Annotated in this window: 19 protein-coding genes and 1 tRNA gene; 8 read left to right on the plus strand and 12 right to left on the minus strand. The window is 37.9% G+C overall.

The annotated features are described in order from the left end of the window. Positions 1-15 precede the first annotated feature (15 nt). The 5 genes from cggR to BWGOE10_RS25440 form a co-directional block, all read right to left on the minus strand. A complete protein-coding gene (gene cggR, locus BWGOE10_RS25420; protein ID WP_002089545.1) occupies positions 16-1,044 on the minus strand; it encodes a gapA transcriptional regulator CggR in 1,029 nt (342 codons plus the stop codon). A gap of 135 nt (positions 1,045-1,179) precedes the next feature. After that, complete coding sequence (locus BWGOE10_RS25425) at positions 1,180-1,425, minus strand: glutaredoxin family protein (RefSeq protein ID WP_070145444.1); 246 nt, start codon at positions 1,423-1,425, stop codon at positions 1,180-1,182. A gap of 9 nt (positions 1,426-1,434) precedes the next feature. Beyond that, the gene (gene rpoN, locus BWGOE10_RS25430) at positions 1,435-2,742 is read right to left on the minus strand and encodes an RNA polymerase factor sigma-54 (RefSeq protein WP_070145445.1); all 1,308 of its coding nucleotides are present in this window, start codon (positions 2,740-2,742) and stop codon (positions 1,435-1,437) included. Positions 2,743-3,001: 259 nt separating this feature from the next. Beyond that, positions 3,002-3,077: transfer RNA gene (locus tag BWGOE10_RS25435), tRNA-Arg, on the minus strand. 299 nt (positions 3,078-3,376) lie between these two features. Further along, a complete protein-coding gene (locus BWGOE10_RS25440; protein ID WP_070145446.1) occupies positions 3,377-3,739 on the minus strand; it encodes a YxeA family protein in 363 nt (120 codons plus the stop codon). 204 nt (positions 3,740-3,943) lie between these two features. Between BWGOE10_RS25440 and BWGOE10_RS25445 the strand changes: the two genes are divergently transcribed. The 8 genes from BWGOE10_RS25445 to clpP all read left to right on the plus strand — a co-directional run bounded on the left by BWGOE10_RS25445 (position 3,944) and on the right by clpP (position 8,545). Then, the gene (locus BWGOE10_RS25445; protein WP_000216167.1) at positions 3,944-4,150 is read left to right on the plus strand and encodes a DUF1657 domain-containing protein; all 207 of its coding nucleotides are present in this window, start codon (positions 3,944-3,946) and stop codon (positions 4,148-4,150) included. A gap of 109 nt (positions 4,151-4,259) precedes the next feature. Further along, a complete protein-coding gene (locus BWGOE10_RS25450) occupies positions 4,260-4,748 on the plus strand; it encodes a YhcN/YlaJ family sporulation lipoprotein (RefSeq protein WP_070145447.1) in 489 nt (162 codons plus the stop codon). A gap of 28 nt (positions 4,749-4,776) precedes the next feature. Then, positions 4,777-5,253 (plus strand): stage V sporulation protein AC, encoded by a 477-nt coding sequence (spoVAC, locus tag BWGOE10_RS25455; protein ID WP_002034730.1) that lies wholly within the window; start codon positions 4,777-4,779, stop codon positions 5,251-5,253. Further along, positions 5,254-6,270, plus strand: a complete 1,017-nt coding sequence (gene spoVAD, locus BWGOE10_RS25460) for a stage V sporulation protein AD (RefSeq protein WP_070145448.1) — start codon at positions 5,254-5,256, stop codon at positions 6,268-6,270. Then, the gene (gene spoVAE / locus BWGOE10_RS25465; RefSeq protein ID WP_000575919.1) at positions 6,267-6,617 is read left to right on the plus strand and encodes a stage V sporulation protein AE; all 351 of its coding nucleotides are present in this window, start codon (positions 6,267-6,269) and stop codon (positions 6,615-6,617) included. Before spoVAD ends, spoVAE begins: the two co-directional genes overlap by 4 nt. A gap of 11 nt (positions 6,618-6,628) precedes the next feature. Beyond that, a complete protein-coding gene (locus tag BWGOE10_RS25470) occupies positions 6,629-6,835 on the plus strand; it encodes a DUF1657 domain-containing protein (protein ID WP_000215909.1) in 207 nt (68 codons plus the stop codon). Between the two features lie 20 nt (positions 6,836-6,855). Further along, entirely contained in the window at positions 6,856-7,725 is an 870-nt protein-coding gene (locus BWGOE10_RS25475; protein ID WP_070145449.1) for a DUF421 domain-containing protein, read from the plus strand. Positions 7,726-7,963: 238 nt separating this feature from the next. Next, positions 7,964-8,545, plus strand: a complete 582-nt coding sequence (clpP, locus tag BWGOE10_RS25480) for an ATP-dependent Clp endopeptidase proteolytic subunit ClpP (RefSeq protein WP_001049163.1) — start codon at positions 7,964-7,966, stop codon at positions 8,543-8,545. 347 nt (positions 8,546-8,892) lie between these two features. Here the strand turns inward: clpP and BWGOE10_RS25485 are convergent, their stop codons facing one another. The 7 genes from BWGOE10_RS25485 to trxB all read right to left on the minus strand — a co-directional run bounded on the left by BWGOE10_RS25485 (position 8,893) and on the right by trxB (position 14,659). Beyond that, positions 8,893-9,141 (minus strand): HPr family phosphocarrier protein, encoded by a 249-nt coding sequence (locus BWGOE10_RS25485; RefSeq protein WP_002124065.1) that lies wholly within the window; start codon positions 9,139-9,141, stop codon positions 8,893-8,895. A 23-nt stretch (positions 9,142-9,164) separates the two neighbouring features. Then, complete coding sequence (gene whiA, locus BWGOE10_RS25490) at positions 9,165-10,115, minus strand: DNA-binding protein WhiA (protein ID WP_002016082.1); 951 nt, start codon at positions 10,113-10,115, stop codon at positions 9,165-9,167. 88 nt (positions 10,116-10,203) lie between these two features. Beyond that, positions 10,204-11,157 carry a gluconeogenesis factor YvcK family protein gene (locus tag BWGOE10_RS25495; protein ID WP_070145450.1) on the minus strand — a complete coding sequence of 318 codons (954 nt, stop codon included), beginning with the start codon at positions 11,155-11,157 and terminating at the stop codon, positions 10,204-10,206. A 3-nt stretch (positions 11,158-11,160) separates the two neighbouring features. Continuing rightward, positions 11,161-12,042 carry an RNase adapter RapZ gene (rapZ, locus tag BWGOE10_RS25500; RefSeq protein ID WP_002016084.1) on the minus strand — a complete coding sequence of 294 codons (882 nt, stop codon included), beginning with the start codon at positions 12,040-12,042 and terminating at the stop codon, positions 11,161-11,163. A 20-nt stretch (positions 12,043-12,062) separates the two neighbouring features. Continuing rightward, positions 12,063-12,521 (minus strand): NUDIX hydrolase, encoded by a 459-nt coding sequence (locus BWGOE10_RS25505; RefSeq protein ID WP_001190080.1) that lies wholly within the window; start codon positions 12,519-12,521, stop codon positions 12,063-12,065. A 215-nt stretch (positions 12,522-12,736) separates the two neighbouring features. Further along, positions 12,737-13,543, minus strand: a complete 807-nt coding sequence (locus tag BWGOE10_RS25510; RefSeq protein WP_070145451.1) for a DUF368 domain-containing protein — start codon at positions 13,541-13,543, stop codon at positions 12,737-12,739. A 159-nt stretch (positions 13,544-13,702) separates the two neighbouring features. Next, complete coding sequence (trxB, locus tag BWGOE10_RS25515) at positions 13,703-14,659, minus strand: thioredoxin-disulfide reductase (protein WP_070145452.1); 957 nt, start codon at positions 14,657-14,659, stop codon at positions 13,703-13,705. Positions 14,660-14,720: the final 61 nt, after the last annotated feature.

Below are 14,720 nucleotides of genomic sequence, written 5' to 3' on the forward strand. Positions count from 1 at the left end.
CCTTGGGGGATTATATTAAAGGGTAATACCCTTTGTTAATTGTTTTGCTGCACCTTCATCTGTAATTAGAATTGAAGTGTGCCCTTGCTTTATTACAGCCTGTATTGCTTTTGCTTTTGAAGAACCTCCAGCGACTGCGACAACGTGAGATACATGTTGTAAATCTTCAAGTTGCATACCAACTGTTCTTACTTTATGAACAACATTTCCTTGTTCATTAAAGTAGTAACCGAAAGCTTCGCCAACTGCTTCGCTTGCCTGAATCTTTAACCAATCTGCTTCTGAAGTATTTCTGCGACGTGCCATTGTTAACGCATCACCAATTCCATGAATGACGATATTGGAAGATCGAATCAACTCAAGAACTTCTTTCACGGAGGGCTCTGTTACAATAGACGCATATGCTTCGCTACTAACGTGATCTGGAACATACAATAAGCGATAATTACTCATCGTATTTTGTGCCATTTTGGCGCAAATGGTATTGGCTTCTAACTCGACACCTTCTCCAATTCCACCACGTGCTGGGACAAATAGCATATGTAAATCTTTGCAATCAAGTTGCATCATGTCCGCAGCAGCAGCTAGCGTAGTTCCTCCAGCCACAGCAACGATATTATTCACTGTCAGACGGTCTTTTATACAAGTCACACAAGCACGGCCCATCTCCAGTTTGACCCAAGGTGATTCATCACTATCACCAGGGACAACGAAAACTTCATCCAAGTCTAATGTTTCCTTAAGTTGTTTTTCTAAAACCTTTAACCCGGAAATTTCTTTCATAAAGTCTTCCAAAGCAAGAACTAAAGCTGTTCCTTCTTCTGTCAAAGTCATTCCAGAAGAAGCGACGTGAACTAAGTTTTGTTCTTTCAAAACTTGAACTTCACTTCGCAATACTCGTTCTGTCATACCGAGACTTGCAGATAAGTTTCTTCTTCCAATCGGCTGCATAAGCCTAATGTACTGAAGCACTTGCATTCTCGTTTGCATAACAGGTAGCAGATCAGGTAATAATTTTTTTGTGTTCTGAATCCATGAGCGCATATCTTTTCTCCTCACTACATTGGTTCATTTTCCCTCTTGGTCACTTTATGTCCCATAGTGACATTTTGTGTCCCACTTAGGTTAAAAAAATAATCCCTGCTACGTGTATTATTGTAACAGGAGATAGAAACTTATTCAACTCTTAACTGCATTGTTTATATAGTTTATTATGACACCTTTGTGAATGTTACCATATTCTACCTGTTTCCCGCCTATTTCTACAACTGGAATCATTAAATGATATTTTTCTAAAAGGTCATTATCTTCATATATATCTATTTCCTCAATTTGAAAAGAATATTCACATTGTACTTCCTTTAAAACTTGTTTCGCCTTCACGCAAAGGCCACAATCTTTTTTTGTATATAGTACAACTTTCATCTTCTTCACCTATCCAATTGTTTTTCTTAGAGACGAAGCAGGAATATGCATTTGTTCTCTATATTTCGCAACCGTTCTGCGAGAAATAACGATTTCATGCTCTTCTTCTAATAATTTTGAAATCTTTTGATCCGAAAGTGGCTTTTTCTTATTTTCTGCTCCAACAAGCGTTTGAATGAATTGTTTCACACGCTTTGTAGAAACCGCCTCATCTTCCGTCGTAGAAATAGAATTACTAAAGAACGATTTCATCTCAAATAAACCGTGCGGCGTTTGCACGTATTTATTACGCGTTGCACGACTAATTGTAGACTCATGCACACCTAACTCTTCCGCCACCTCTTTTAAAGCAAGTGGTTTTAAATACTCTGGACCTCTCCAGAAGAAATCACTTTGCTTTTCCATTATAATACCCATCACTTGCAGGAGCGTTTGCTTTCTCTGCTTCAAACTGCGCATAATCCATTGCACATGTTGATACTTTTCAGATACATATGAAGCAACTTCACTTTCACTATTATTTAGAAGCGCACTATACTCAGAGTGAATCTCAATTCTCGGCATATTCCGTTCGTTCATTTGTAAAACGAGACGATCACCATCTTTTTTCACCGCCATATCAGGCACGATATAAAGTGGTTTATCAGAAGAAAATGCAAGACCTGGTTTCGGCTGTAATGATGTAATACAGTTCACCGCATCTTGTAATTCTTCATTACTACATTTCAACACTTGAACGAGCTTTCGCCAATCTTTCTTAACGAAATAAGCAAAGTGCTCCTCTACAACCTCTTCCGCTAATCCGTTACGCCTTTGTAAGCGCTTCAATTGTAAAGTTAGACATTCCTGAATATCACGTGCTCCTACCCCTGCTGGCTCGAGTGATTGGACAAGCTCTACAGAGCGGTCGACTACATGAAGCGATACGGGAATGAGCTCTGATAACTCTTCATTCGTTTCTTGTAAATAGCCATTTCCATCCATATTCATAATAATGAAAGAAGCTGCTTTTCGCTCTTCTTCATCTATTTTATAATACTGTAGTTGATTTAATAAATGTTGCTGAATCGTTGTAGAATCCACACTGTAGATTTCCATTTGATTATCGACTTGTTTGCCGGTACTTTTACTTGTGTTAGAGCTCTTTTTCTTCTCCCTCTCAAAACCACCTAACTCAATAAGGGGATTCTCTAACGATTGCTCATACAAAAACTCCGATAATTCTTGTACATTATACTGGAGCATTGTAATCGCTTGCCTTAACTCTTGTGTCATTGCCAAACGTAAGCTTTGTTCTTGTAAAAGACTTGCCTTCAAACTAATCTCCCCCTTGTTTCTATTGTACAATAAGTTTGGTAAAAGGAGAATCCTATCGCAGACACCCATTCCAAAATATTATTAATTTATATGTATTAATGAGATTCACATCTTACAACCGAAATTTGAATAATATTGAAAGAAAATAATAACGCGCAAAAATTATTACCACATACTAATAGTAAATCTTATAACCAGATATAACAAGGGAGAAATAAAAAAAGGTCCTAACTTACAAATGTAAGTTAGGACCTTTTTACGCGCCCAGAGGGATTCGAACCCCCGGCAGACGTGGTACCGGAAACCACCGCTCTATCCGACTGAGCTATGGGCGCATGATTATAAAACACACTTCATTTTCTTCTCATAATAATAGCAATAAAAACCATTTAAATCAACAAAAACTCTTTGATAGCACATTATATATACGCTTTTTTCTGCATAAAAACGCCCCCTAATTTCTTCATTTAGGAGGCAATTCTTATCTGTCTTATTTATCCCGCTATTTGTGGGCAGTAAGACTCCCACCTCAAAACTCAGCTGGAGCAAAGAAGTTAGTTGGGAGTCTTACTACCTGTAAACGCCTGATTGGTGAGGGCTAATAATCAGTGAGGATGAACAAAACCTCCACTGATTAAAGTTTCACTTTATCTAATTTCTCTTTAATCTCTTTTGGAATTTCATTCGGCTGTACTTCTTGGAACGTTTCAATATATTCACCCTTTGTTTTAACCTTTACATAGGCCCCTTCTCTAAGCCCACTAGGTGCATAAAACTTAACATCTCTTCCTTCACCTGAAGCATAATAACCAGTAAGTTTATAGTCTCCAGCTACCGTTCCAACTGTAGATAGTCGGCCAGATTCCTTCGCTTTTACATAGACCCAATCCTCTTTTACAAGCGGGTTATATCTATCAGTTACCTCATTATGAAAAAAGCTTGTAGTACCAATAACTAATATAAAAATTCCAATTAAACCTAATAATAACTTTTTCATTTTTCTCTCCTTAAATACCTTTTTGACTTACCTTACTTTTCTTATTCTAAGAGAAAAAAATCCTTTCAACTATCGATTATCCTTACGTACTTATTACAAAATTGTAATCTACACATGTAGCACACCTAAATTTTCCAATCATAAATTCACCCCAACTCACAAATTATAATCTTTGAATTGATATTCCAAAGGGGGCTTCATTCAATGACTGTAATTACTAAACTAAAGCAAACTGTTTCCGGATTAAAAAGTGCACAAGCTAGCTTAGAGGGATTCGCTCTTGATACGGATAACCAACAAGCTAAGCAACTTTTCCAAACAGCTGCGCAACAAACACAAACAATTATCGATTCTTTAAACCCACGTGTTGAAGAAGTCCAGCAAGAAGAACCACAATACACACAGCAATAACCGAAAGTACCATTTCATCTAATGGTACACAACTTGAGAGAAAAAGGATGATATGCAATCATCCTTTTTCTCTCACATTACATAACGCAATAGAAATGGAATGATTATAATGCGAAAACTCGGAATCATAGCCGCGTTATTTGTGCTCCTATTCGGTTCACTTACCGGATGTGATAATAGCCCCTTAGATAAAAAGGTAAAGAAAGAAGAAGCAAAACGAACGAAAGAAGAAAAGGGCCCCAAGTTAACAAAAATGAGTACAGAATCCTTTAATCAATCTATATCGCAAGAAGCTAAGAAAAAAGCTCTCGCTATGGATGGAATTATAGAAGCTACCGCAGTTAATACAAATTTAGATCTTTACATAGCTGTCAAACCTGAACATCACGAAAGATTTGGTTTAAAACCGTTACGAAGTAAATTAAAAAAGAAGCTAAGTGATGAAAATCCTACTTTCGATATTCGTGTAAGTACAGACAAAAAGATTTTTATGCTCATAGAAGAACTTGAAAACAAAATCAAGAAAAAGAAAGTAAGCAAGGATGGCATAAAAAAACAATTGAAACTCATCCAATCAGAAATGGGATCTAATATTTAAGCTTTCTAAAAGAGAAGGAAGGATTCAAATGTCTAGTAAAGATAAAAATTTAACACCTGTACAACAAGAATATAAAAAGTTCGAACAACAGCGTGAACCGAAGCGACCCGTTTTAAAAAATTGTATAAAAGCTTTTTTCGTCGGGGGATTAATTTGTTTAATAGGCCAACTAATTTCCACCTTTTATATTACTTATTTCGATTTCACTGAAAGATCTGCCGGGAACCCTACCGTTGCAACTCTTATTTTTATATCCATGCTACTGACGGGATTTGGCGTCTACGATCGCCTTGGACAATTTGCTGGTGCTGGTACCGCAGTTCCCGTTACTGGATTTGGTAACTCTGTTATTGCCGCATGTATTGAACACCGTACAGAAGGATTCGTTCTCGGCGTTGGTGGTAACATGTTTAAACTAGCCGGATCAGTCATCTTATTTGGCGTATTTTCAGCTTTTGTCATCGCTCTTATTAAAACGATTCTCTTTCAATGGGGAGGGCTGTAAATGTTACAAGGACACCGAACATGGGTATTCGAAAACAAACCAGTTATTATCTCAACAGGTGTAGTCGGTGGCCCTTTTGAGGCAAAGGGAAAAATCCCTGAAGACTTCGATACCCTTCATGAAGATTTATGGCTCGGACAAGATTCCTATGAAAAAGCACATAAAATTTTGTTTGAAGAAGCTTGTAGCCGTGCTACAGAAAAAGCGAGACTTCGAAAAGATGATATTCAATTCGTTCTCGCTGGAGATTTAATTAACCAAATTACGCCTACTAGCTTTGCGTGCCGCACACTTGGTACACCTTATCTCGGTTTATTCGGTGCTTGTTCTACCTCTATGGAGGGCTTAGCACTTGGCGCAAGTATTGTAAATGCAAAAGGTGCGAAATACTTATTAACTGGTGCATCAAGCCATAACGCTGCCGTGGAAAAACAATTCCGTTATCCAACTGAATATGGTGGTCAAAAACCCCCTACTGCCCAGTGGACAGTGACCGGTGCAGGTGCAGCTATTTTAAGTGATACAGGACATGGCCCAAGAGTAACTTCCGCCACAATTGGGCGCATTGTTGATATGGGATTAACTGATCCATTTAATATGGGAGGTGCGATGGCCCCTGCTGCTGTCGATACAATTGAAGCTCATTTAAGAGAAAGAAATCTCGATGCATCTCACTACGATTTAATCGTAACAGGCGATCTCGGACATGTCGGACGCGAAATTGCTTATGACTTACTGCATAAACATGGGACAAAAGTAACAAGTAAACAATTTCAAGATTGCGGGTTACTCATTTATAGAGAAGGTCAACCTGTAATAGCCGGCGGAAGTGGTCCAGGCTGTTCGGCAACAGTCGTATACGGGCATTTATTAAATCGAATGAAAAAAGGAGAATTCAAAAAGATACTAGTTGTTGCGACAGGTGCTTTACTATCTCCCCTTACATTCCAACAAGAAGAAACAATTCCATGTATCGCTCATGCTGTATCGATCGAATTTGGAGGTGCAACGCAATGATTTTTTTCTGGGCTTTCGTCATTGGCGGACTTATATGTGTAATTGGTCAACTTATGTTTGATGTCGGTAAACTTACTCCTGCCCATACGATGGCAACACTCGTTGTTGCTGGAGCTATATTAGATGGATTCAATTTGTATGAACCACTAATTGATTTCGCTGGGGCCGGGGCAACCGTACCCATTACAAGCTTCGGTAACGCCCTCGTTCACGGTGCGATGGAAGAAGCGGCTAAACATGGAATCGTCGGCGTAATTACCGGTATGTTTAAAGTAACGAGTGCTGGTGTATCAGCAGCTATTATTTTCGGATTCATCGGAGCGTTGCTATTTAAACCGAAAGGATAAGAGGTGTTTGCATGACTGTTATCGCTAGCGTAAAAACTTGCCTTGCCAGTGTAAGAGGGGCTCAAGCAAGTTTAAGCTCCCTTTCATTAAATTCACAAGACGAAGAATCAAAACGCGTATTTCATGAATGTATGTTAGAAATGGACAGCGTCATCGCTGATTTAAAGGATAGAATTTCAGTATTAGAACGTGAAGAACCTCAATATAAAGGGTTTTAAGTAGACTGGAGGAAATGACTATGTCTCACCTGCCCGAATGGACACTCGTTATTCTTCGCTCTGTATTCATATTAATCATTTTATTCGCTATTACGAAATGGTTAGGGAAAAGACAAATCTCTCAGCTCTCCTTTTTTGAATACATAGCCGGAATGACAATCGGTGACATCGCTGCCCAAGTATCTACAGGGCTCGATTCAAAATTTTTCCACGGCGTCTTTGCGATACTCATTTTCGCTGTGGTACCTTTTTTCACAGGAATCCTCTCCTTAAAGAACAAAACAGCTCGGGACTTCTTTGAAGGGAAATCTACCGTATTAATAAAAGATGGAAAAATACTCGAAGATAACTTAAAGAAAGAAAAATATACAAGTGACGAATTACTTGAACTACTCCGAGGAAAAGATGCGTTCAGCGTAGCTGATGTTGAATTTGCAGTACTAGAACCAAGCGGTGAATTAAATGTATTATTAAAGAAAGATCGCCAACCACTTACAGCAAAAGACGTAGGCTTAAAAGTACCAAACGAGAAGGAACCACAAACTGTTATTATGGATGGAAATGTATTAGACGAACCTCTTTCCGCTAGCGGACATAACCGCGCTTGGTTACATTCTGAACTAGAAAAACTCGGTGTTGTCATTGAAAATGTGTTTCTCGGTCAAGTTGATTCATACGGACAACTTACTATCGACATTTATAATGATAAACTCCAAATGCCTTCTCCTCAAAACAAACCTTTACTATTGGCATCTTTAAAAAAATGCCATGCTGATCTTGAACTATTTTCTTTAGAAACAAAATCGAAATCAGCAAGTGACATGTATAGTAAAAACGCGAAACAAGTCGAAACAATTTTAAATAAAGTAACCTATCTTTTAAAAGAATAAATACCGAAAGAACGCTTCAGTAAAAAGGCGTTCTTTTACCTTTTCTACACCTTTAATCACGTTTAAATTTATGTAATTCGGTTATGATGTTGAAGATACTTAAGCAGGTAATTTCAAAAACATAGCGAATAAATCATGATACAACTACATATTTTTTGATTTAAAGTGGTTTCGTTTGACCTTTATTGACCATAATTGTATTATAAACTAAGAAAGCTTTTAAAGGAGGAAATAACAGATGAATTTAATTCCTACAGTAATTGAACAAACAAATCGTGGAGAACGCGCTTACGATATTTACTCTCGACTATTAAAAGACCGCATCATTATGCTTGGTAGTGCAATTGATGACAACGTAGCAAACTCAATCGTTTCCCAGCTTTTATTCTTGGAATCTCAAGATCCAGAAAAAGATATTCACATTTACATCAACAGCCCTGGTGGTTCTATTACAGCAGGTATGGCAATCTATGATACAATGCAGTTTATTAAACCGCAAGTATCAACAATCTGTATCGGTATGGCTGCATCTATGGGTGCATTCTTACTTGCAGCAGGTGAAAAAGGAAAACGTTACGCACTTCCAAACAGTGAAGTTATGATTCACCAACCACTTGGCGGAGCACAAGGTCAAGCGACTGAAATCGAAATCGCTGCAAAACGTATCCTATTCTTACGTGAAAAATTAAACCAAATTCTTGCTGACCGCACAGGTCAACCACTTGAAGTTCTACAACGCGACACAGACCGCGACAACTTCATGACAGCAGAAAGAGCTCTAGAATACGGCTTAATCGATAAGATCTTTACAAATCGTTAATAACTAAAAGCGAAAGCGGCTCGTTCAGAATCGCAGGGCGATGGAGCCCCTGATTCCGAGGCGCTTTTTGCCTCGAATGAAGGGGCGAAGCGACCGGAGATTCTAGCCGCTGGAGCTAGATACAACTAAAAGCGGAAGCGCCCTATTACAGGGCGCTTTTTTATTATGCACTTCCGCTTTTATACCCTCCCCAGTATCAATTCGAATATATCAACGGTTCGACACAACATATCGACTTACCGACAATTCTCGACAAGCACGCGTGCCCTACATACCCCCACCACTCAAACTCATCGCAACCCACAAACAGAAAAACAAAAAAGCTATCGCACATTCGCGATAGCCTTTTATTGTACATATGCAGCTAATGCTTCCAAAGCCTCTTCTGCATCTGAACCTTCTGTTGTGATTGTAATCATGCTACCAGTTCCGATTGCTAAGCTCATAATCCCCATTATGCTCTTTGCATTAACTGTCTTTCCATCTTTCTCAATGAAAATATCAGAATGAAAGCGATTTGCCTCTTGTACAAACAACGCAGCCGGACGTGCTTGTAAGCCGTTTTTTAATGCAACTTTAACCAGTTTTTGAACCACAGCTCCATTTCCCCTTTAACCTCTTATTTTTTTGCTACTGTTTCCCCCGCGCGTAATTTCTCTGCAATTTCATCGATTTTACGCAAACGATGATTAATACCCGATTTACTAATTTTCCCCCCGGATACCATCTCACCTAACTCTTTCAATGTTACATCTTGGTAATCTCTTCGTAACTGTGCAATTTCTCTTAATTTATCTGGCAAAATATCAAGCCCAACCGTCTCATCAATATAGCGGATGTTCTCAATTTGCCTTAGCGCTGCACCAATTGTTTTATTTAAATTAGCTGTTTCGCAGTTAACTAAACGATTTACTGAATTACGCATATCGCGAACAATTCGAATATCTTCAAATCTTAAAAGTGCATTATGAGCACCTATAATATTTAAAAACTCTGTAATTTTTTCAGCCTCTTTCAAATACGTAATGTACCCTTTTCTTCTTTCCAACGTCTTACTATTTAAATCAAATCCGTTCATCAGTTCACATATAGAATCATTATGTTCCTTATATAACGAAAATATCTCTAAATGATAAGATGATGTTTCTGGGTTATTTACTGAACCACCTGCTAAAAATGCACCGCGTAAATACGATCGTTTACAACATTTCTTCTCGATTAATTCCTGCGATATATTTCGAATAAACGAAAAGTCATCTCGAACAATGTGAAGATCTGCTAATATTTCGCGAGACTTCTCAACAAGCCGCACGATATATACATTATTTTTCTTCAATCGCATTTTTTTACGAACAAGTAATTCTACCGTCACATCATATCCCTTTTTCAAAAGCGTATAAATCCTTCTTGCAATTGCTGCATTTTCCGTTTGAATATCGATAGATAGGCGACGGTTTGAAAAAGAAAGCGATCCGTTCATTCGAAGCAACGCCGATAATTCTGATTTCTCACAGCATTCCTTCATTTCAAGGTTGGTCAACTCTTTCTTTGTTTCTGATGCAAATGACACAGTCAACACCTCCTTATACTATTACTTTGGAACAAAAATCTTGTCCTATATGAATGAGGAGCGTTACCTCAAACGAGGCAACGCACATTTATAACAATGAATATAAAATAGAAGCTAACTTTAATGTATCATGTCTTACAACACGATCATCATATTTCGCTAATTGCTCTTGAATAATTTCGATATTATGTTCAGCAAAACGATCTGTATCCAGTGCAACTGGTTCCGACATTTCTTCCTCATATAAATTACGTAATTCACTAGGAATATCGCGATTATTTACAATCGCAGTGTCGATAAATGGTTTACCTAAATGATCATGTAACGCCTGCACATGATCAAACGCAGTATAACCCTTCGTTTCGCCCGCTTGCGTCATAACATTACATACATATACCTTCTTCGCTTTCGCAGCAAGAACAGCATCTCCAATTTTGTTAACAACTAAATTAGGTAATATACTTGTGTACAGACTTCCTGGACCAAAAACAAGCAAATCAGCTCGTTTAATTTCCGTCAACGTTTCACATAACGGTTCTACATCTTCTGGAGTTAAAAAGACACGATTAATCTTCTTCCCGAAATAAGGAATCTTTGATTCACCTGTTACAATTTCTCCATCTTCTAATTCTGCATGAAGTACCGCACTTTGATTCGCTGCTGGCAATACACGTCCTCTGACATTTAATACTTTACTCGTTTCCGTAATCGCGTGGTAAAAGTCTCCTGTAATCGAAGTCATACCTGCCAATAGTAAATTTCCTAACGCATGCCCTTTCAGTCCATCTCCAGTGGTAAAACGGTGCTGAAATAAAGCTTCCACTAATGGTTCTACATCCGATAACGCAACAAGTACGTTACGAATATCACCTGGAGGTGGAATTTCTAGCTCATCACGCAGTCTACCTGAACTGCCTCCATCGTCGGCTACTGTTACAACTGCTGTAATATCAACAGGATATTGTTTTAATCCTCTTAATAAAACAGAAAGTCCAGTTCCACCTCCCATGATAACAATTTTAGGTTTTCTCTCTTTTTTCATCCCTTAATGGCCCTTTCTCTTCTCCACATCACGATGAGATACATGAACGCTATACTCTGGTTTCAAATGTTTCCCAAGGTACTCTGTAAGCGTAACAGAACGATGTTGCCCACCTGTACATCCAATAGCAATTACAAGTTGACTCTTACCTTCTCTTTTATAATGAGGCAGCATGAAAGTGATAAGATCCGTCAATTTCTCTAAAAACTTATGTGTTTCATTAAATTTCAACACATACGACGAAACTTCTTCATCCAGTCCTGTTAATGGCTTCATATGTGGAATGTAGTATGGATTTGGTAAAAAACGAACATCAAATACTAAATCAGCATCAATTGGAATTCCGTACTTAAATCCAAATGACATAACATTTACACGGAATGCTTGCTCAGTTTCTGTTGAGAACAAGTGAACAATTTTCTCTCGTAATTCTTTCGGTTTCAAATCAGATGTATCAAGCACAATATTCGCTCGCGCCTTCATATCAGTTAATAGACCACGCTCAGCTTCGATTCCCTTTAACGGCAAGCCAGTTGGCGCAAGTGGATGCGAACGTCTCGTTTCTTTATAGCGAGTTACAAGTGTGCTATCTTTCGCATCTAAAAATAAAATATGAGGAATAATCCATGTGCGTTCTGATAAATCATCAAGTGCTCCCCATAAATATTCAAAAAACTCTCGGCCACGTAAATCAATACCAAGTGCTACTTTATTCATTTTACCTTTTGAATCCGCCATAAGTTCAATAAACTTCGGCAATAACATCGGTGGTAAATTATCTACACAAAAATATCCTAAATCTTCAAAACTTTGTAACGCTACCGTTTTTCCAGCTCCAGACATCCCTGTAATAATTACCATTTTTATATCATTATTCTCTGTCATCGTATCCTCTCCTTGCAGGTTTAACTCGGATCTAATCGATATGAAAGCAACTCAAAATCTGGGGTATATACAAATGTACCGTAGATTATACCATTCCCTTTAATTAAATAATCAATAATGTGATAATCTCCTGGTGCCATTGCTAAATCATCAATTTTATCAAATGTATGCCAACCAATGATGCCTTCTTCGCTCTCTAATTTGTTTTCTCCTGCAAAATCTGTTGCTAAAAAGGAGAACATCATCCATTCAGAAACAACTTTATCACCTTCTTGGATGACAAAAGTGAAGACCCCTTTTAATGCTGGATTCTTTAAATAAATACCTGTTTCTTCACGATACTCGCGAACAACGGAATCTCTTACTGTCTCACCACGCTCCATTTTCCCGCCCGGTGCAACCCACCAATTTCGGCGAGGTTTTTGGAGTAAGAGTACTTCATTATCTCTAATTAACACACAGTTTGTCACTCTTTGCATGTTTCTTCACCTCAGCTACTTGCAGCAAAATTTTTCACTGCATACTCATTTCATTATACTATCAAAAACAGTTTGCTACAACGAAGGTGCCAGTCCCCTTTTGCTAAGCAATTGTAAAAAACCTTTCTATAACAAGCAATCAAAATGCCTTACTTCCCATGAATAGCACATAAAAATCCCCTTAACGTTTTTACCGTTAAGGGGACGAAAAATCCTTATTTCTTACCGAAATAAGTAACAACCGCAAATCCTAAAATAAAAGTAATAATTGAACTTACAATTGAAATTCCACCAGTCGGAATGCCAGGGAACACAATGACAATCGACCCGATAACGAGCCCAATAATTGCCGCAAATGTCATACTTTTATAACGATCTAATAAAAAGCTAATTCCTTTACTACTTACAACAAATCCAACCATAACGCCGGCACCAATAACCACGATTAACGGTAAATTGAGTGTAGTTAAAGCGTTAATTGCTGTCGGATACACACCAATAATTAATAAAATAAACGATCCACTAATTCCAGGAAGAAGCATAGCCATACTAGCCATCCATCCTGCGAAGAATAAACCAATTGCATTTAAAATTGTTAACGTCGTAATTGGATCCGCTGCCTTATCTGGTTTAAAGAATGCTGTTATTGCAACAAGAATTGCTGCAATTATTAATAAGGCAATATGACTACCTTTAAACGTTGCCTTTGCATCAGCTTCTCTCATTAACATCGGTAATATACTAATAATTAAACCGAGGAAGAAAAATTGAGTCGGTTCATAATGATTCGCTAATAAATATTTAATAACGTGACTTAACGTTAGAAAAGCTGCCGCTACACCAGCTGCAAGTGGGATTAAAAACGCTAAATGTTTTTTCCATTCACGACTAAAGAATCCGCTAATTGCTGCAAGCAATTGTTCATAAATCCCTAACACCACAGCGATTGTTCCGCCGCTCACACCAGGAATTAAATCACTAACGCCCATACAAAATCCACGATATATATTACGCCATTCCATACTGAATAAATTCCTCATTTCTTATAGTGATTTTTTCCGTAAATTCTAGTATAACAATAAGAAACATTATATTCTTAAATATTTTTGACAAAAGTTTGACATTTGAACAAAAAAGAAAGCCACCTATCGGTAGCTTTCTTCTCATAAGGAAAAATAATCTTATTTTTCCGTTACAGTCTTTAGTTCCTCTACTAACTCTTCTATATAATGCTGTGCACTCTGCGCTGCAATACTACCATCGCCTGTTGCAGTTACAATTTGACGAAGCATTTTTTCACGAACATCACCAGCTGCGAAAATACCAGGAACTTTCGTTTCCATACGCTCGTTCGTTTCAACATAACCATTTTCATTTGTAATACCTAGCTCAACAAACGGTTTTGATAGTGGTAACATACCGATGTATACGAAAACGCCGTCAGTTTTAACTTCTTGTTCTTCTCCACTGTTTACATCTACAAGTGTTACGCTTCCTACTTTACCATTTGCATCGTTAATTTTTTTTATAGTGTGATTCCAAATGAAATCTACTTTCTCATTTTGGAAAGCACGATCTTGTAAAATTTTCTGCGCACGAAGAGTGTCACGACGGTGAACGATTGTTACTTTTGATGCGAAGCGTGTTAAGAACACACCTTCTTCAACAGCAGAATCTCCGCCGCCAATAACAACAAGCTCTTTCCCTTTAAAGAATGCACCATCACATACTGCACAATATGATACACCGCGACCGCCAAGTTCTGTTTCACCTGGCACACCAATTTTTTTATACTCTGCACCGCTTGCAACGATAATTGCACGTGCTTTATATTCTTTTTTACCAGCAATAATTGTTTTGTACTCTTTACCATCGATGATTTCTTTCACATCACCGTATGCATATTCAGCACCAAATTTCTTCGCATGCTCAAACATTTTATTTGATAAGTCTGGTCCTAAAATAGACTCATAACCTGGATAGTTCTCTACATCTTCTGTATTTGCCATTTGTCCACCTGGAATACCACGCTCAAGCATCAGTGTGCTTAAATTCGCACGAGATGTATATACCGCAGCTGTCATACCAGCTGGTCCTGCACCAATAATAATGACATCATAAATTTTTTCTTCTGACACACTATTCACTCCCATTCATACACATTAAGTTACCCTCATTATACTGTTAGCATCATTTTTT

Source organism: Bacillus mycoides (genome assembly GCF_001757995.1).
In the GTDB taxonomy this organism is placed as follows: domain Bacteria; phylum Bacillota; class Bacilli; order Bacillales; family Bacillaceae_G; genus Bacillus_A; species Bacillus_A mycoides_B.